Origin of the sequence: Pyruvatibacter sp. HU-CL02332, from assembly GCF_040362765.1 — a bacterium.
Classification (GTDB): domain Bacteria; phylum Pseudomonadota; class Alphaproteobacteria; order CGMCC-115125; family CGMCC-115125; genus Pyruvatibacter.
The window spans coordinates 2119037-2138226 of record NZ_BAABWK010000001.1 but is presented as its reverse complement, the minus strand read 5'-3'; the positions used below and the strand labels follow the sequence as shown (position 1 = coordinate 2138226).

Genomic DNA, 19190 nt, shown 5'->3' with positions numbered 1-19190 from the left:
TAACAAAAACAAAACAAAATCAATGCATTAGCCGACTTTTCCGCCGTGCGGCCAGAGCAAATGACGCTGTAGAGCGTTGCAAACTGCAACACATTTTATTGCATTTTGCAACGGCGATGCATTTTGGGAGGCACCACCGTTGCAAACCGCTTCTTGGAAAACTGGGCCTTACCAGCAAATACCGTCATATCCAGGCCATGCTGGCGCTTCTGGCCAGACCCGGGCCAGATCCACAACACGCACTTCCCCTTTGCGCGCCTCAACGGCCCGGGCAAAAGCAGGATCTGCATGGGCCATGATGACCGTGTCGGCGGCGTTCACCGCCTCGACGGCACTTTGGGCCACCAGCTTGGGCATTTCGGCCGCGAGGCCACCGGCATTTCCGCTGCCGGCCTTGGAATGGGCGAGGTGATGGGACAGCGCTGTGTCCAGGTCGAGGTTCTCGTCGAACACACGGACGTCCAGACCCTCGGCAATCATCATTTCAAGCAGGGTCAGCATTGGGCTTTCGCGCAGATCGTCCGTACCCTTCTTAAATGTGACGCCCAAGAGAGCCACGGTCCTGGGTTTGGTACGCTGAACTAGCGACATGGCGTGCATGATCTGACCGTCATTGCTTGAATGCAGTGAATCAATCAGCGGTGCATCAACCTTCATGGTGCGCGCCAGCTTTGACATGCCACGCACGTCTTTTGGCAGGCATGAGCCGCCAAAGGCAAACCCGGGTTTCATGTAGTAAGGCGAGATATTAAGCTTGGTGTCCTGCACAAACACATCCATCACCTCATGGCTGTCTACGCCGCAGGCCTTGGCCAGTCGGCCTACTTCGTTGGCAAAGCAGACCTTGGTGGCGTGCCAGGTGTTGTCGACATATTTGACCATCTCGGCTGCTTCGATGCTGGTGAACAGGACGTTGTCGTCCACACCGGCATAGATGTCCGCGATGATGCCTTGTGTGCGCTCATCGGAAGCGCCAACAACGGTTTTAGGCGGATTGTAGAAATCCTCGATTGCCGTGCATTCCCTAAGAAACTCGGGGTGAAAGGCGATACCGAAGTCCTCGCCCATGACGCCGCCGGATTCCTTTTCAATGATCGGGCCGAGGATCTGACGGCACGTCCCTGGAGGAATGGTCGAGCGGAAGGCAATGACGTGGAACTCTTTCTTGGCACGGATCGCCTTGCCGATGGAGCGGGCCACGTCTTCGACATATCCAATGTCGCAGCTGCCATCTTCCCGGCTTGGTGTACCGACACACACAAAGCTCACGGTGCTGTTGAAGACAGCGTATTCAGCGTCTGCTGAAACACCAATCAACTCAGCCCCCACACCCTTGCTTAGAAGGTCATCGAGACCCGGCTCCACCATCATGGCTTTGCCATTGGCAAGCATCGCTGTTTTGCGCACATCTGGGTCAACGCCGACCACCCGGTGGTTGGTGTCGGCCAGACAGGCAGCTGACACAGCACCCACATATCCAAGACCAAAGACGCTGATGCTTGACTTGTAAGCAGGCGCCGCAGCCGGCTTACCTTTTGGCTGGTTGAAAGTCTCGCGGCGCACACGCTCGCTCGCTAGATCGATAATGCTCATGACTGTCCTCATCGGTTGACGTATCTGCCAACTGATCTGCAGTGCCAATGCCAAGTCGGCAGATCGCCAAAAACCGCTCTCTTCTGAGGTTTTTTCGGATGCAAGCTCCACCGGACTCTCATAAGCACCGCGGTTTGCAAGACGCTATTCAGCAAATTGCAATGGGTGTCACGGGGGCCAACGCCAGCAGTATTGGACGGTCGGATTACCCCCTTTGTGAGGACGATGCAGGTTGCGTCGCTTACTGCCGCAAATCGCGAAACGTGCCGCTGTTCCGACGTGGGTGGATGGAAGACATCTGCCGAAAAAGCCCACAAACACTGGCATTCATCAATCAAGGGCTTTTGGAACGGTGATTGCGATGTACCGGCACGTCCGTTCTTTCGCACTCAATGATGGAGTTTCCGATGCCCAAATTTGACGCCAGCAAAACGCCGTTCGTTCCAGTCATTCTTTGCGGCGGTGTTGGTCGCCGCCTGTGGCCAGTATCTCAGGAGGCCTGCCCCAAGCAGTTCCATACATTTGGCGGCGAACACTCACTGCTTCAGCGCACCATTGAACGCGCTGCGGGATATGCCGGTGCGCAGACGCCCATGCTCTTTGTTGGTGCAGACACGGCTCCTCTCGCTCGGGAGCAAGCGACAGCCCTTGGCCGCAGGGTCGACATGATAATCGAACCGGAAGGCCGCAACACGGCTCCTGCCATTGCGGCGGCTGCCCTTGAGGTGAAAGCCCGTCATGGTGGTCACGCTGTCATGGCGATCCTGCCGGCTGACCATGTGTGTAACCCTGAAGAGGAAGTCCATGCTGCTCTCGAGGATGCAGCAACGCACGCACAGAACAATTTGATTATGACCCTGGGCGTCGTCCCGACCTGCGCGGAGACCGGGTATGGCTATATCGCGGCAGGCGATGCCCTTGACGACACCGGTACAGCCTTCACCATCAGCCAGTTTCACGAAAAGCCATCGCTTCCGCGCGCCAAGATGTTTGTTCAGTCAAGCAAAATGCACTGGAACTGCGGTGTCTTTGTTGCAACCGCTGACACACTCATTGCGGAATTGGAAGAACATGCGCCTGTCACCTTAGCTTGCGCCCGTGAGGCACTGTCCATGGTGTCGCTCACGCCTTTTGGATTGCAGCTCGGTGACGTCTTTGGTGACGCACCTGCTGAACCATTTGACCGAGAAGTCATGGAGCGCACACATCGTGCCGGCATGATCCGGGTGTCCTATGAATGGAGCGATGTGGGTAACTGGGCAGCCATCGCCACCCACCCGGACTTTGCATCCCAAACTGACGGACATCTTACGGATTGCACCAATGTTCACGTCAGCAGCGACGGGGATCGCCCAGTTGCCGCCATTGGACTTGAAAATGTGGTGATCATCGATACGCCGGATGCCTTGCTGGTGGCCAATCAGGACCATGCGCAGCAAGTGGGCGATGTTGCCAAGGAAGTTCTGGCGGCCGCGAAGCTTGGCGCTAACCCCAAGTCGCGGGTGGTGCGTCCATGGGGGGCGTACCGGTCTCTGCATGATGGCCCGGTACATCAGGTCAAACATATTGAAGTGGCGCCCGGCGGTCAGCTCTCCCTTCAGCTTCACCACAGGCGTGCAGAACACTGGGTTGTGGTTGGCGGGACGGCAACCGTGACCGTAGGTGAAACAACCCGCGACATCGGCGCCGGAGAGCATGTTTTCATAGAAGTCGGTGAAGTGCACAGGCTGGAGAACCACCGCAGTGAAGTGGTCCATCTCATCGAAGTGCAGATTGGCGACTATCTTGGCGAGGACGACATTGTGCGTCTGGAGGACGTCTATGGACGTGCACCCGCCAATGGCAACAACGCCGGTTTCGCTGCAGCCGAGTAATGACCCGGCTTTCAAAAGCGAGTGAGGCGTGGCGTGTCCTCGGCGAGTCCCCTGTCGTTGATGCGTCACCCTGGCTCCGCCTGTCCCGTCAGGCAATTGAGTTGCCTGACGGGAAACAGGTGGATGACTACTACCAGCTCCACATCCCTGACTTTGTCGTTGCTCTGGCCCTGACCACCTCTGGTGACGTCGTGTGCGTTCGCCAATACAAACATGGCCTGCGGCGATCTTCGCTCACCTTGCCCGGTGGCATGATCGATGCCGAAGAGACGGCTTTGTCAGCGGCGCGCCGCGAGCTGCTGGAAGAAACGGGGTATGGCGGCGGTGTTTGGACGGATGCAGGTTCGTTCGTGGTCAATGGGAACCTGCGGATCTGCACAGGGCACTTCTTCCTGGTGCGGGGCGTCACATGCGAGCAAACCGCCAACTCCGGTGACCTCGAGACCATGCAGATTGATCTGATTCCCAGCGCTGATCTTGTGAACCGCTTCCGACAGGGAGAAGTGGGCCTGCTCAATCATGCGGCGATCATCGGCCTTGCTTCACTGCATGGGTTTATCTGACGACTAAGGACGAACACAGCTGGACAGCAAAAAGCCAGGGCGGTTTATCACCGCCCTGGCTTTGTGTTTGTGCAGGGTTGGGTTAGGCCAGAAAGGCCCAATCATCCCCCGTTACATTTGCCAGTGTCATGTTCTGGAAGTCGCTGGTCGTAAGGTCGGTGAAAACAACTTGATCACCTTCCTGACCGTTAAAGACCGTCAGGTCCATAACGGCTCCCAGCTCGCTGTCGGACAGAGAGGTGAGGAACTCCAGAGTGTCGCCAATCAGCTCATCGGCGAAGGCAATGATGTCGATGCCGACTTCAAAGTCGGCGATGGTGTCTGACCCACTGCCAATGTCGAAGAAGAAGGTATCCTGCTTGCCGTCGGCTTGATTGAGCCCACCGCCCCACAGTTCGTCATTGCCTGCACCACCTGTCAGCTGGTCAGACCCCCGGCCACCTCTCAGAAGGTCATCACCGGTTCCGCCGAACACCATGTCGGCGCCGCCTGCACCCAGCAGATAGTCGTTGCCGGCATTGCCATATACGATGTCATCGCCAGCGTGTCCTGCGGCGTAATCATTGCCGTCGCCGGCATTGATTTCGTTGGATTTGGAATCACCGATGATCTTGTCGTTGTGGTCGGTACCGATCACGTTTTCGATGTTGATCAATGTGTCGGTGCCGTCGCCTTTGGTGGCGCCTTCCTTCAACTTGACGGTCACGCGGGTGTCCCAGCCACTGTAATCGACAGTGTCGATTCCGGAACCGCCATTGATGATGTCGTTGCCGGAGCCGCCATTGAGCACATCATTGCCGCTATTGCCGTTGAGCTGGTCGTTGCCCGACCCACCGCGCAATATGTCATCGCCGGACCCCGCCGTCAGGGTGTCATGACCTGACCCACCGTCAAGCGTGTCATTGCCACTGCTGCCCTGAAGATCATCGCTGCCGGCACCGCCGGAAAGCTGATCGTCTCCGCTGTTGCCAACGAGACTGTCGTCACCATTGCCGCCGGACAACACGTCATTGCCGGACCCGCCAAGCAATTCATCATTGCCGATGCCGCCCTCAAGGGTGTCGTTACCGGAGCCACCTTCCAGACGGTCATTGTTGCCACCGCCATCGAGGTTGTCGTCACCGGAATTGCCATACAGCCTGTCATTGCCATTGTCCCCGCGAAGGGTGTCGGCACCGAGGTTCCCGTACAGCACATCGGCACCACTGCCGCCGGTCAGCAAATCGTCGCCGCTGCCGCCGTGCAATTCATCGGTGCCGTTTTCACCGTGCAGTTGGTCATTGCCCTTGTGGCCCCAGATTTCGTCATTGCCGGTGCCACCCCACAGGATGTCATTGTCCTGAACATCAACAATGCCCGGCGTATTGCCGTCACCATCATAGGTATTGTCAGGCAGGCCCTGCTGGCTGCGATAGTGGGCATTGAGCACCTGGGCGTTGGTGGTGCCGATATCTACGGTGAAGACCGAGTCATCAAAGTCGCGGTCGCCGCCATTGAACAGATCTTCAAAGCCGAGGGTCAATGTGCCAGCATCGGTTTTAAGAACACCAGTGGTGTGCAGCAACCCATCCGGGTTGAGACCCACCGTGTCGTCGAATGCCGCCGTGTGATACTGGTGATGGCGCACTTCTGTCTGCGTGCCATCGTCGGCAGTATGAACAAGGCGGGGATTGATGCTGTTCAGTGTGGCGTTACTTCCATCCGCATCAACGAATGCCAGCGCCCCGCCTTCCAAGGCTGCAAAGTTGTTGTAGCTGTAGCCATTCGACACGATGAAGAAGCCGAGGCTTTCTCCTTCGCTCACGTCAAGATATTCGCGGCTTTCGCCAGCTATCAGGTTACCACCGCTTCCCTGCAGGGATGCGTTTTCCCAGATCATGCTGACATCGTAGATTTCTCCAGTGTCACCATTGATCTTGTAGTAGCCAAAACTGTTTCGATAGCCGGCCGTCTCGCCTTCAAAGGTCACGGAGACGGGGTAGTCATCCACGATCGATATTGTTGAAACCTGCACCAGGTTCGGGCCGCCAGATCCGTAGAGAAAGTCATTGCCACTTTCGCCATAGATCAAGTCGTTGCCCTGCCCGCCCCAGATTTCATCATGGCCGGTATACCCGGTCATGACGTCGTCACCGCGCTTACCGGACATCACGTCCGAGTGTCGGGTCCCTTGCAGGTTGTCGTCTTCGCGCGTCCCTATGAGGGGATGCGTTGCTGGTAGACTCGCCATTGGAGTACTCCCTTGTATTTGACAGACTTGTCCGGGGAGGTGAATTACAAGCGATGTGCCATCCGCATACGAATGATCCCTTGCGACGAGCGGGCCGTTAAGAACCCGCAGGCTTCTGCGGTTTGTGTGCTCAACAAAATCTTAACCCGACAAGTCGTCGCAGTGCGGCGGCATGTCGGAGGTCGGCAAAACCATCGCGACCTGCAACAAGCGATGTGGCGATTTGCAAATTGCAACGGCGGCCGAGCCATGAAGCCTGCGACCCACACCCAAAAACCCCTGTTTTCAGCCGCTTTTTCCCTCATGGAAGGCCCACGTTGCTGGCATGGCCATTGCTCATTCCTGTGTGGAAAAGGAATGACCACATGCAAATCATTCGAGAAAGACCCTGCCAGAGGCGCCACCACCGCGTCACAGCCCCGCTTGTCGTTTCCCTTGAAGGGCAGAACGCTCAGCAAGCCGCTGACTGGGGTATTGGCGGCTTCCGGATGGATAGCTTCGTCGGTGACCTGCCGCAGGTGGGCGACCTGGTTCAGGTTGGTCTCGAACTGCCGTTCCAGGGGTTCAACATTTCTTTCTCTGAAGAAATTGAAATTCTGCGTGTCGATGAAGATACAGCGTCTTTCGCATGCTCTTACCCTGCACTGAGCGAGCGCGGCCACGATCTGCTTCGCCACTTCCTGGATGACCTCATCCGCGGGAAAATGGCAACGGTGGACGACACCATCTGCCGGATCGATGTGCCTGTGACGCCCATCTCCACACAGCCCGATCCCAATCCAACGGACACCATGGGAGTGACACGTTGGCCTTTGAAGACGATTGCCATGACTGGCCTCTATATCTCTTTGGGTCTGGGCATCTTTGGATATTCGGCTGCACTCATCTATTCCAACACGACGCAGCTTGAAGTGAAGACGGCTGTCGTGTCTGCCCCGCTTCAGGTCCTAAGCATGCCAGTGGATGGCATCGTACAGCCTATCGTTCTGGAAGAAGGGATGCCGGTGCGCGCAGGCCAGGAACTAGCGCGCATTGAAGACACAAAACTGACAGCACGTATTCGCGAAGCTGAAATCCGTAGCCGTGAAGCCCGCGATGATCTTCGTCGTGCGCAAAAACAGTATGATATCGAGGCGGAACGCCTGAAGCTCTATCAGATTGTCAGCCAGGTTGACCATGACACCGCCACAGCACGTCTTGAGGCGCGCCGCGAAGCGCTCAAGGCCGCCGACGGTCATCTGCAACGCATCCAGCCGCTATGGAGGAAAGGCTTTGCCACCCGCGCGCAGTGGGATGCAGCCAAAGAACGGCAGATGAAAGCGGCTGCCAGTCTGCGGGAAGCCGAAGCTGGTCTTGAACTGGCCACGACAATGAATTCAGCGTCGGAACGCCGCCACTACAACCACAAGGAATTCATCAGCGATCTGGACGTTTTGATGCTGGATATTGATGACCTGCGTGGTGCTTTTGAAGTTGCGGAAAGCCGGCTTGACCTCCTGCGAGACGCCGAGAAGGCACTGGTCGTGCGCGCGCCGTTCAATGGCTATATCGCCAAGGTGTTCAGCATTGGCGGCCAGGCTCTGGCACGTAACAAGCCCATAGCCCTGATGCGCAAGGATGCGCCTGCAACCGTCACTGCCTATTTGAAGCAGGAAGAGGTGCTGCGTGTTGGCATGAACGACACGGCAAGTGTCTTTCTGCCGGCGCTTAACCGCTATGTACCCGCACAGGTCGTTCGCATAGATCGCAGTTCCATGGGGGTTGATATGGCGACAGCAACCTATGAATGGAATGGCCCCGAGGAGCGATCGGCATCCGTATCTCTCAGACTGCTTGAAAAACAGGATGATGATGCAGCCCAGCTTTTGCCTGGGCTTCCGGCCATTGTCGTATTCCAGAAACGGTCCACCGGTACGATGTACACCCGCATCGCCAATGCGGACTAGGCGCGCATCATGATCAAGTGGGACACCGTTTCCAATCTGGATGAGCCGACCAACTGGGCGACCGGCTGGGCCAAATGGACCCCTGCTGCGATTTATCATGTGGGCTTCTATTTCGGGTGCTGTCTGCTCGGTGTTCTGCTGCTGCCCAACCCGGTTTGGGATGCGGAAACGAAGACAATCACGCTGGTCATTGGTGGCCTTGGCATATGGCGATATGGCTGGTGGTTTACGCACGCCATCCGCGCTTTCATCTATGGACGGTTCATCTACCCACGCATGCGCGCGGAAGGTGAAAAGGTCTGGCGCGACGGCTGGCGGCCGGGCCATCTGCATTTCATGATGACCACCTACAAGGAGCACCGCGACATCACTGAAAAAGTGGTGCGTTCGATCATTCGCGAGGTGCGCGACGCAGATACGCCCGCCACGATCTGGCTGGGCTCTTCTGACCGGTTTGACGAAGACATCATCATTGACTTCCTTGAACGCGAAGCCGGGGATATTGACCTGACGCTGCGCATCATCCGCCAGAATGTCAGCGGCAAGCGCGCGGCCATCGGTCTGGTCCTGCGGGCAATGAACCGCCTGCCGGTGGACAAGAATGACCTCATTGTCTTCATGGATGGGGACTTCATTCTGGGCAAGGGCGCCATTGGTAAATGCATGCCCTTGTTCAAGATTGATCCCGAACTGCAGGCCTGCACAACTGACGAAGAAGTCATCTGCATCGGGCCCCGCTGGATTGAGACATGGCTCAAGATGCGGTTTTCCCAGCGGCGCATCGCCATGCAGTCTCATGCTGTTTCCAAGCGCGTGCTCACCCTCACCGGTCGTATGTCGATCTTTCGCGCGGAGCACCTGTTGCAACTTGAGTTCATTCGCCTGCTTGAGGCCGATCATCTGGAGCACTGGTTGTGGGGCAAGTTCCGGTTTCTGTCTGGCGACGACAAGAGCACCTGGTACTACATGCTCTCCCATGGCGCGCGCATGACCTATGTGCCCGACGCTTTGGGATACACGGTTGAAGTCATCGAAGGGTCGGGACTTGACCGGATGGTGCAGAACTTCCGCCGATGGTCGGGCAATATGCTGCGCAACGGGGCGCGGGCCATCAAGCTTGGTCCAAACAGGATGCCGTTCTTCATCTGGTGGTGTCTGGTGGATCAGCGGCTGTCCATGTGGACGATGCTGGTTAGTCCGGTACTGGCGCTCCTGGCGACATTCATCCAGGGCTTTGGGTATCTGGCGGGTTACATCATCTTCATTTCGCTCAGCCGCATGCTGCTGTCTCTCTTCCTGTTCAGCTATTCCAGACGGGTTCACCTGTCCTATCCGTGGATCCTGTACTTCAATCAGCTGATCAACGCGGCCGTGAAGGTCTATTGCATTTTCCGCCTATCAAAGCAGCGATGGACCAATCGCGGGAACCAGTCCTCAGGCATGGGCGGCGCTTCGTTTGTGGAAGTCGCCCGTGACACCATGGCGTCCTGGTGCACCGCCACTTCCGTGGCCCTTCTCGTGGTGATCACCATGCATTATGCGGGGCTTTCGGACATTCCCAGCCGGGCGCTGCTTCAGTCGCTGCTGGCCTTCTAGGCACCATCGCAATTTGCGAATTTCACCTGGTGCAGATCGCGGCACCGCGTGCTGCATTAACACTCTGTTGTCCATGTTATTGGCGGTAAATCGACGATTTTTTCTGCCTGGTGGCATGGCATAAGCGTTGCTCCCTTCTCCCTGAACGCAATCGTTTTTGGAGCAAGACATGGCCTCAGTTTTCACAAGCACCGGCAAGATCGCAACGACAGCCATTGTCCTTGCGCTGTTCGCAGGTCTTGGGCCTGTCGCTTTCAATCTTGCCGTGGATCCCTATGACCGGGCCCCTGTGGTGGACCTTGACCTCTACAAGGAGAAGGTCAGCGAGAAGGCGCATTATCCGCTTTGGAAGATGCTTCGGTATCGCGAGCGTGAGGCCGACCTTGTTGTGCTTGGCGACAGCCGGGCCCGCGCCCTGCGCGACAAGTACTGGCATGAACTTGGTGCCGGCGGCGCCTTCAACTTCGCCTATGGCGGCGCCAACATTGACGAAATCCACGCAACTTTCGAGCACATCAAGACTGATCCTGAGATCAAGACGCTTGTGGTCGGCATTCAGCTGCGCAGCTTTGATATTGACCACAAGGCCGGGCAGAACCGTGTTCCCGAAGCGATCAGACTCGCAAACAATCCCTTCGAATATTACTCAAGCTGGTTTGTGTCGAAGATCGGATGGCGCAATCTCGCTGCGCGGTATCCTGATGTCACGACCGCAATAGCTGACCTTCGGCCACGTCTCGTGCAGCCGGCCCGTGCAGCAGCACCAGCGCCGTCTGACCTGGCACGCATCAGCGAAAGCTGCGGGTGTGTTTTTCTGGAAACTCGTACCGGCACCTACGGCCGGGGATATCTGGGACGCACACGTCACTGGGATGGGCTGGATCATTGGTCTGGCATTTTTGACATTAATGTCGTCGACCGCGACCTACCCGAGGTTTATGCGCGGCAGGTCACGAAGAATGCCCGCTCCGACTGGCGCTCCTTCAATTTCGAAGAGCAGCTTTGGGAGAAAGTTGCAGCGATTGCCGACTGGGCATCCGAGAATGACGTACACCTGATCTTCGTTATCCCGCCGACCATCACGGAGATGCAGCAGCAAATCGAGAGTTACGGTCTGGCGGAAGCCAACCTCAATTTCCGGCTGCGTCTAGCGCATCTCGCACCGGTCGTCGACTTTGATTACGACAATCACCTGACGCGCGATCTGTCGCGTTTCACGGATGCCTACCATTTCAACTCGAAGGTAGCCCGCCTGCTTGTGGGTGAGACCCTGCAGGTGGCAGATGCTGACAGCATGGCCGCACGCTCTGCCCACCTGGCACGGGCGGATATCGCCTGCCCGGTCCATGCGTCCGATCAGACCCGTGAAATTTCAGACGACCTTGTCACCATGCGCGAGGGCACTGCCTGCCGCATCTGGAGGGCCGCAGAATGAGCACGCTCCCAACCATCAACACCAAACCACCCGCCATTCTCGTTGGCGCCATTGCACTTGCCGCGCTGGTCGCAAGCTGGGTAGCCCTTAAGGATGATGGCTCAGCTCCGCTTGCTGCGGCGTACAACACGACAATCGAAGCTGATCTGAAGCGCGCCCGTTCCCTGCGATCTGCAGGTCAGGCCAAAGACGCTTTTGACATTCTTAAAGTGCACGCCAATAGCGGCTATCCCTCAGCCTTGTTGCAGCTTGGTCGGGCGCATATGCGCGGCTGGGGCACATCCATTGATCTGGATGCAGCCCGCGATGCCCTGCTCCTGGCCGTGGAATACGACTTTCCAGCACGGGGCGAAGCGGCCTATGAGCTGGGCAGGCTATATCAACGCTCCGTTGGTGAAGACTGCAATGCGCTTGCGGTTTCGTGGTTCGACCGTGCCCAGGACTGGGGGTACGCAAAGGCTCACCTTCAGCTTGCCACGCATTTTGAGCGTGGCCTGGGCACCGATCGTAATCTGGACAAGGCCCTTCAACACTATGAAGCTGCTGCTGCGTTTGGGTCAGAAGCTGCAGCAATCAAGTTCGCACGCATTCTGAAACGTGGCGAGGCGGGCCTTCCCGCAGACCCCAAACGCGCTGACGCACTGGCCATGGTGGCGCTCGCATCTTTGCAAGACAAAGCGCGAGGCGGCTCGGGCAGTGCTTCCAAGGTTCTTGGGCGCCTGTATCGCGATGGTGACTTTGTCGCCATGGACATCAAGACGGCTCGTCGTTGGCTGCAAAGGTCCAGCGAGCTGGGCGACCCCGGCGGGATGCACGATCTGGCCCGCCTGATACTTGCGACAGAAACCGATACCACCCAGGTGCGCCGGGCGCTGGCCTGGATGCGGCGCGCCGTATCCCTTGGCCATGGCGGCGCGATGACAGCCATGGGCCGATATCATCTGGCTGGTCGATACGGCCTTAGCCGCGACAACGCCGTGATCTGGTTTGAGCGTGGTGTTGACGCAAAACATGCGGGCGCCATGGCTGAACTCGCGCGGCTCTATGCCACCGGGGATCTCGTGCCCCGCGACATCCAGAAAGCCATCGACCTGGCGAAGCAGGGTGTTGAGCTTGGTCATCGTGGGTCGCAGACCCTGCTCTCTGACCTCCGACTGCGCCGGGACACAGTCTCGTCAAACGAGCGTTTCGTGCGGCCGGACATGAGCAAGCTTGGCTCCGCCTTCACTTTCCCCCCAACACAGATGCAGCCTTAGGAGGCACTTCCCATGGTCTTTAGCTCCCTCGAGTTTATCTACCTGTTTCTGCCTCCGACCCTTGCCGGTTTCTTTGTGTTGCGCTGGCTTGGATGGGAACGCGGCATCATCTGGTGGCTGATAGCCGCCTCCCTGGCATTCTATGCGTGGTGGAGCGTTGCGCACCTTGCCCTGCTGCTGGGCTCTGTGGGCATCAACTATCTGCTGCACAAGATGCTGGTCCGCGAGAAGAGCAGCTTTGTGCTTTGGCTTGGCATTGTCGGCAATCTGGCAACGCTGGCCTACTTCAAGTACGCCGATTTTCTCATCGGAAACATGAATGCCGTTGCAGGTACTGACCTGTCGATGCTTGGCATCGTGCTGCCTCTGGCGATTTCGTTTTTCACCTTTCAGCAAATTTCGTTTCTGTACGACACCTATAAGGACCGCATCGCGGACTGCGATTTCTCGCGCTACATGCTGTTTGTTGTTTTCTTCCCGCAGCTGATCGCGGGTCCGATCGTGTTGCAGAAAGACACAATTCCGCAATTCCGGCTGGCGATTTTCCAGAGTCGCGCCTTCCTGAACATTGCTATTGGCGGCACATTGTTTGGCATCGGCCTGTTCAAGAAGATCGTCCTTGCGGATGGTGTGGCACCCATGGCCAATGCGGTATTCGGGCTGGCTGATGCGGGCAATGCCGTACCGATGGAAGCCGCCTGGATAGGCGCGCTGGCATATACCTTCCAGATCTACTTCGATTTCTCAGGCTATTGCGACATGGCGCTTGGACTTGCACGCCTGTTCGGCATTCGTCTGCCGATCAACTTTCACTCGCCCTATAAATCAGAATCCATCGTGGAGTTCTGGCGGCGCTGGCACATCACCCTGTCACGCTTTCTGCGGGACTATCTTTATATCCCTCTTGGCGGCAACCGGAATGGCCCGTCGCGGCGCTATGTAAACCTGTTTGCCACCATGGTGCTTGGTGGGCTGTGGCACGGTGCCAGCTGGAACTTTGTTCTTTGGGGTGCGCTGCATGGGTTTTACCTCACGATCAACCACGCCTGGACTGCCGTTGCCGGTAAGAGCGGGTTTGCAGGCTATCTGCCTGCTCCCCTTGCCCGCATCGTTGCCCAGGGTCTGACGCTTCTGGCGGTGATTGTGGCCTGGGTGTTCTTTCGTGCGGAAACATTCACCGGCGCGGTGCTGATCCTCGAAGGCATGTTCGGCCTGAACGAGGTCTATGTGCTGAAGCCATGGGAATCCGTCCTGACGGATACCAGCGTGTTCTGGATGCAGGCAGTGGGCCTTGCTGCCATCTGCCTGTTTGCCCCCAACGCCATTGAGCTTGTGCGCAAGTACCGTCCGGTCATCGATGTGCGCGATGCGCTGGGCAAGGTCGTCGCGCATGGTCAGCGGTTCATGTGGCGCCCATCGCCGGCGTGGTCCATGGCGATTTTCGCCATCACGCTCACCTCGATCATTCAGATGTATCGGCTCGATGATCTGACTGAGTTCATCTATTTCAACTTCTAGGAGAAGACGATGCGCGACATACCTGTCTTTACACTCTGTCTTCTCGTGGCGGCGTTGGGCCTGTCTTCTCAGGCATTGGCTCAACCGCCTGTAGAGCCGAGGAAAACCGACTGGACAATCACCCAGTCTGCGTCCGGCAACAGCTTTGACACCGGTACCGAGCTGCTGACCATCAAGAACCTGACCGGCCCCGGCCTGGTGTCAGTGAAACGCAGCAGCGGTATGGAAACCATCGCGCGCTGGGAGGCGGGCGGGTTCGACAAGACCATTGCCTTCAACGGTCAACGGGTTGTGGATGGACGGTCGCTCACGGACGTGGTCCGACGCACGGGCTTCAAGACAAACCGGGCGGGAGATTTTGTTTATCTGAAGACGCCCAAAGGTCCAAAGGCTCGCGTTCAACTCTACCTCAATGACGTAAAGATTCACGACTGGCCGCGGCTGAGCGTCGTGCACTTGCTGACGTTCAAAGGGCCACGGATCACCGTGTCGATTTTTGATCGAGATACCCAAAGGACGGAATTCTGGACTCTGACCACGACACCGGATCGGCCGACAGTCGAGAACATTTCTCGTATTGGACAGGTGGACGGATGCGCCGTCCTCAAGCCAAAGGTCACCGATGAGGGTTTGCTCCTGCAGCTGCACTGCGATGCTGATAATGGCAGTGACCTGTACAGACTAAACATCGCTGACGGGCAATTGACACCTCTTTACACCGGGGATGCGGATGCGCTCCTCGCCAGCGGGCTACTGCCCAAGAGTGTTCTCAAGCGATGGCCTGCGGACAATGCGGACGCGGTGCCCGTGTTGCTGGTGGACGGGAACGATAATGCGCGCAGCCTGTTTCATGCAACGACCGGCAGTCTTCTCAAAGGGTTCGGGGAACCCATGGCGCTTGCCAGTGATTCTGCCGGCAAACAGAGCTGGAGCCAGAGCTACAGGACACGGTCGCTTGCGACACTTTATGCTCGCACAGGTCACCCCGCCTTCTCGGCTCTTACCCGTACGGCGATGGCGCGCACCTTGCGCCAGCGCAATGCTGACCTTGGCATCACAGGCGGCGCCAACCCGCAATGCGCATGGGCGTCTCGCATCTATTCCAAGGACAAGACAACGCCGGTCTCTCTTCTCATCAACCAGGCGATGATTGCGGGCGCCCTCCTGTCCAGTTGCGACGCGTTGGGAGGTGCGTGTTCGGTAGATCTGCGCAAACAGGTGAAAGACAACGCCGAATGCCTAATCGGCGCCTATGAGCAGGATTTTGACCAGAGCGCACAGCTCTACCGGATACAGCGCGGCGTACCGTTCAGGTATGACGGCCTGTGGGCGCCGTGGAACTGGCAGATGAGCTGGGCTGCCGTTCTGGCGGGATCAGATGATGCGGTGCCGGGAAGTGGCGCGCGCGCCATGCAACTGGTCAATTCTTTCACAGCCACCTGGACGCGCACTGGAGATGGTGCGCTATGGCGATACTGGCCTGACCAGTATTACGCGGGCTGGACCAAAGACCTTGGCATCTCGGTTCACCGGCCAGCGCAGAAAGTGTCAAAGTCACCGCGATATGAAGACCTCAATCATGCTGGCATCAGCCTGTTGGGCCTTCAAGGTGCGGGCACAGTGTCAGATTTGCTCAGCAATGATCAGAAGACCGGCGTCAGCGCACGCCTCACAACACTTCTTTCAAGCGGAACTGTCTTGTCGCGGGATATGGATGGGGCGGGTCCGACCAGCCCGCGCTGGATGCCCGGTGCCGGGTGGGATGCATTTGCCGATGATGCCATGCGACGCAGATATGCCCGCCTTTTGCCTGGGGCGCATTCCAGTGATCAACATCTGACCTATGCGCGCCTGTATGATCCCAAGGGGGCGTTCAAACTCACCCTGACCCTGGCTCACTGCACAAGTAACGGATGTGCCTCTCAGGAAGAGTGGGACTATGGCAGTGCTGATGCCTTCCTCACCGACAATCCTCTGTTCACCTTCTCCGCGTCCAAGCCGATGTGAAAACGCATAAGCAGGCTCGACTGGCTGGCTAGCTCACCTGTGCATAGGCAACTGGGTGAGTTGGCAGGTTCAGGATTTTTGCTGCCTGCTCGGGGGTCGCAATTGGACGGTTGTAGCTTTTGGCTACCGCAACAACTTCTTCAACCAGCTCTACATTGGTTGGGCAGCGGTCACCGTCATAGGGCTCCAGACCAACCTGCACGTGACCGCCGCGCTTGATGGCTTCTTCCGCAAGGCCGCAGCCGACGCAATCATCGCCGAAGCTGGAGACCAGCCACGGCAGGGTGCACTCGCCCATCATGCCCAGATAGGCCTCAAGGCTGGCCGCAGAGGGCGGCAGCCCGAACGGCAGATCCATGGCGCCAAAGTAGAATTTCAGCATGCCGCCCGGAGGCATCTTGCCCGCCCGGTCATAGGCCAGGATGAATTTCAGAAAACCCGGTTCAAAAATCGAGATGCTGAGACCGATATTGAGACGCCGGCAGGTTTCCACGTAGTAGCGCGAGTCGCGCATATCATTGCGGTAGAGATAGGTGCTGGGTGCAAACAGGCCGTCTTCTCCCATGACTGACGCGTTGAAAGTGCCAGGGTCACACAGCCCCTGAGCCAGCAGGCCTTCCTTGGCCATCTGTTCCACATGAGCGTAGCGGGTTTCTACAGAGACACCTTCCTGCCCGACCGGCATTGTGGGTGTCAGGATGGCATCGCCGCGAACTTTGAGAAGTTCACGCCAGGGCCGCGCATATTGCTCCGGGTCCAGAACACCCGTGCCGCCAATGATGGGCTCCTGCGTATGATTGTGTATCAAGGCAGCGCCGGCTTCCATACAGGCCACAGCATCGTGCAGAATTTCGTCGTCGCTATAGGGAACAGACGGATTCTTTTTCTTGCTGGTTGAGCCGTTCAATGAGGCTTCGATGATCAGCGGCAAGCCCGCAACATTGGTTTTTGTCAATTTAGGTTCCTGCTGGTCCTGCGTCCGTTCTGCGGCAAATCCCGATTAGGCAGATGAGACCACACACACCTGCGCCAGACAAATGATCCGGTTGCTATTTGGCCGGGATGCCGCATACCGTTTGCATATCAACTCTCCAATGCCCCCGCTTCGCCGCAAAGCGGGTGGCGGCATAACAGTGTGCATCGGTTGCCCATGGGACGAAACACAAAGTCAACGAGGACCGGCGGGCGATCACTGTCCGTGGATCAGTTGCAGTCCCTCGACAGCATGGAAGGCCTTGTCCTTGTAGAAGAAACGGCAACACCTCGCGGGTTTGCCAGACTGCCCAAGGGCGACCTGATCTATGCTGTCTATCCGGGCTTGCTTGTTGCGGCCACCATTGGACTGGCGTCAACCTGGCTGGCGACGCGCTATGATGCGCCCGTCATGCTCTTTGCCCTGCTTCTAGGGATGGCATTCCACTTTCTGCATGAAGACGGCCGGTGTCTTGCGGGCATCGAGTTTGCCTCGCGCACGGTCCTGCGGATTGGTGTGGCACTTCTTGGCGTGCGCATAACCCTCGATCAATTGGCCGGGCTTGGCACTGCGCCGGTTGTCATTGTGCTGGGTGGCGTTGCGACCACGATTTTTCTTGGATGGGCGTTTGCCAGAGCCTTGAGACTGCACCCTACATTTGGTGTCCTCTCAGGTGGCGCGGTTGCCATATGCGGCGCGTCTGCGGCGCTGGCGATTGCATCGGTCCTGCCCAAATCATCCCGACTGGAAGCAGATACCATCCTGACCGTGGTTCTGGTGACGGCTTTTTCCACAGTGGCCATGGTCGTCTATCCGATTTTTGCGGAGTCGTTCGGCATGAGCCATGCCACCGCGGGCATCTTTCTGGGCGGCACGATCCATGACGTGGCTCAGGTGGTGGGCGCGGGCTACACGATATCTGACGAGACGGGTGAAATAGCGACTTATGTCAAACTGCTGCGGGTCGCCATGCTGCTTCCCGTTGTCTTCATCATTGCGGCTGTTGTCAGCAGCACCAGCGGACCGGTGGGCGAGAAGCGCGTCCAGATACCTTACTTCCTGATCGGCTTCGCGGTTCTGGTCCTGGTCAACAGCACCGGCACGATCCCAGAGGACATCCGCACTGTCACAGCGGATGCGTCGCGCTGGTTTCTTGTGACTGCCATTGCAGCGCTGGGCATGAAAACATCGCTGCGGCAGGTCTTTGCCGTGGGCTGGAAGCCCATCGGGCTGGTTGCCGTTGAAACCGGCTGGATCTTTTTGTTTGTGGTCGCAGGTATCTATCTTCTGGCCTAGGTGGCACGCAGACACCGAACCAGAGACCGGTTGCCCAGCATTGCGCTGGCCAACCGGTTTTTCCTGGCGTCTAGAAGAGCGAGTAGTGCTGGCCGCCATCGATCACGATGTTCTGGCCCACGATGAAGCGCGCGAGCGGACTGCAGAGGAACGCCGCCAACGGCGCCAGGTCATCAGCCTCGCCAATGAAACCTGCAGGAATGTGGTTGTTCGCCATGAAGTGTGGGCGCACGACCTCTGGGTCCCGCTCCAAACCGAACGCGTCCGCATAGTCCTTCATGATTTCGCTCGCTCCTTCCGTCTGGAACATGCCGGGCAAGAGGTTGTTGAGCGTGATGCCATGTTTGGCGATTTCGCGGGACACGCTGGCTGTGTAGTTGATCAGCGCCGAGCGGGCCGGGCCTGACATCAGACGCCAGATCATCGGATTCTTGGCCGAGAACGTGGCGATGTTCACGATGCGGCCCCAGCCCTTGTCCTTCATCGCCGGAATATAGTTGCGCATGATCTCGATGGGTCCGATCAACGCCGTCTCGACGGACTCCCGCCACATCTCCGGCGTCACCTTCAGAAAGTCGCCGTTGGGTGCCGGCGGCTTGATCGTAATGGCCAGGATGTCTGGGTCCGGGCAGGCTGCGAAGAGCGCCTGACGGCCTTCTTCTTTCGATGAGTCAGCCACCACCGGCGTGACGCTGGTGCCGTATTTTTCAGAGATTTCCTTTGCCGCTGTCACCAGTCGCTCTTCGCGGCGCGCGGTGATGACCAGGTCGACACCAGCCTCGGCCAGCCGCTCCGCTGTCGCCCGTCCCATACCGGCACTGCCGCCAGCCATGATTGCCTTCTTACCTTTGATTTGCAGGTCCATTTCCTGATCCTCTTCTTTCGTCCGTCTGTACAAAGAAT

The 19190-nt window shown here is 57.8% G+C and carries 13 protein-coding genes; 9 read left to right on the top strand and 4 right to left on the bottom strand.

From position 1 onward, the window contains the following. Nucleotides 1-168 precede the first annotated feature (168 nt). Complete coding sequence (locus ABXH05_RS10160) at nt 169-1593, bottom strand: nucleotide sugar dehydrogenase (protein ID WP_353560900.1); 1425 nt, start codon at nt 1591-1593, stop codon at nt 169-171. A 407-nt stretch (nt 1594-2000) separates the two neighbouring features. Here ABXH05_RS10160 and ABXH05_RS10155 point away from each other — a divergent pair, with 407 nt between their 5' ends. Both ABXH05_RS10155 and ABXH05_RS10150 read left to right on the top strand, forming a co-directional pair. Further along, nucleotides 2001-3467, top strand: a complete 1467-nt coding sequence (locus tag ABXH05_RS10155; protein WP_353560899.1) for a mannose-1-phosphate guanylyltransferase/mannose-6-phosphate isomerase — start codon at nt 2001-2003, stop codon at nt 3465-3467. Further along, entirely contained in the window at nt 3467-4030 is a 564-nt protein-coding gene (locus ABXH05_RS10150; RefSeq protein ID WP_353560898.1) for an NUDIX hydrolase, read from the top strand. Before ABXH05_RS10155 ends, ABXH05_RS10150 begins: the two co-directional genes overlap by 1 nt. An 82-nt stretch (nt 4031-4112) precedes the next feature. Here ABXH05_RS10150 and ABXH05_RS10145 read toward each other — a convergent pair whose 3' ends face one another. Beyond that, on the bottom strand, nt 4113-6260 hold the full coding sequence (locus ABXH05_RS10145; protein WP_353560897.1) for a DUF4114 domain-containing protein: 2148 nt from the start codon (nt 6258-6260) through the stop codon (nt 4113-4115). Between the two features lie 365 nt (nt 6261-6625). Between ABXH05_RS10145 and ABXH05_RS10140 the strand changes: the two genes are divergently transcribed. The 6 genes from ABXH05_RS10140 (at nt 6626) to ABXH05_RS10115 (ending at nt 16018) form a co-directional block, all read left to right on the top strand. Continuing rightward, entirely contained in the window at nt 6626-8206 is a 1581-nt protein-coding gene (locus ABXH05_RS10140) for a hypothetical protein (RefSeq protein ID WP_353560896.1), read from the top strand. A gap of 9 nt (nt 8207-8215) precedes the next feature. Further along, nucleotides 8216-9802 carry a glycosyltransferase gene (locus ABXH05_RS10135; RefSeq protein ID WP_353560895.1) on the top strand — a complete coding sequence of 529 codons (1587 nt, stop codon included), beginning with the start codon at nt 8216-8218 and terminating at the stop codon, nt 9800-9802. A 169-nt stretch (nt 9803-9971) separates the two neighbouring features. After that, nucleotides 9972-11237 (top strand): hypothetical protein, encoded by a 1266-nt coding sequence (locus ABXH05_RS10130; RefSeq protein ID WP_353560894.1) that lies wholly within the window; start codon nt 9972-9974, stop codon nt 11235-11237. Beyond that, nucleotides 11234-12493, top strand: a complete 1260-nt coding sequence (locus tag ABXH05_RS10125; RefSeq protein WP_353560893.1) for a tetratricopeptide repeat protein — start codon at nt 11234-11236, stop codon at nt 12491-12493. The genes ABXH05_RS10130 and ABXH05_RS10125 overlap by 4 nt, the downstream gene beginning before the upstream one ends. Before the next feature lie 12 nt (nt 12494-12505). Next, nucleotides 12506-14011, top strand: coding sequence for an MBOAT family O-acyltransferase (locus ABXH05_RS10120; RefSeq protein WP_353560892.1), 1506 nt, complete (start codon nt 12506-12508; stop codon nt 14009-14011). A 9-nt stretch (nt 14012-14020) separates the two neighbouring features. After that, nucleotides 14021-16018, top strand: a complete 1998-nt coding sequence (locus ABXH05_RS10115; RefSeq protein WP_353560891.1) for a hypothetical protein — start codon at nt 14021-14023, stop codon at nt 16016-16018. Between the two features lie 28 nt (nt 16019-16046). Here ABXH05_RS10115 and ABXH05_RS10110 read toward each other — a convergent pair whose 3' ends face one another. Further along, entirely contained in the window at nt 16047-16973 is a 927-nt protein-coding gene (locus tag ABXH05_RS10110) for a beta-keto acid cleavage family enzyme (protein ID WP_353560890.1), read from the bottom strand. A gap of 243 nt (nt 16974-17216) precedes the next feature. Between ABXH05_RS10110 and ABXH05_RS10105 the strand changes: the two genes are divergently transcribed. Next, entirely contained in the window at nt 17217-18287 is a 1071-nt protein-coding gene (locus ABXH05_RS10105; RefSeq protein ID WP_353560889.1) for a YeiH family protein, read from the top strand. 70 nt (nt 18288-18357) lie between these two features. Here ABXH05_RS10105 and ABXH05_RS10100 read toward each other — a convergent pair whose 3' ends face one another. Next, a complete protein-coding gene (locus ABXH05_RS10100) occupies nt 18358-19152 on the bottom strand; it encodes an SDR family oxidoreductase (protein ID WP_348137400.1) in 795 nt (264 codons plus the stop codon). Between the last annotated feature and the right edge of the window lie 38 nt (nt 19153-19190).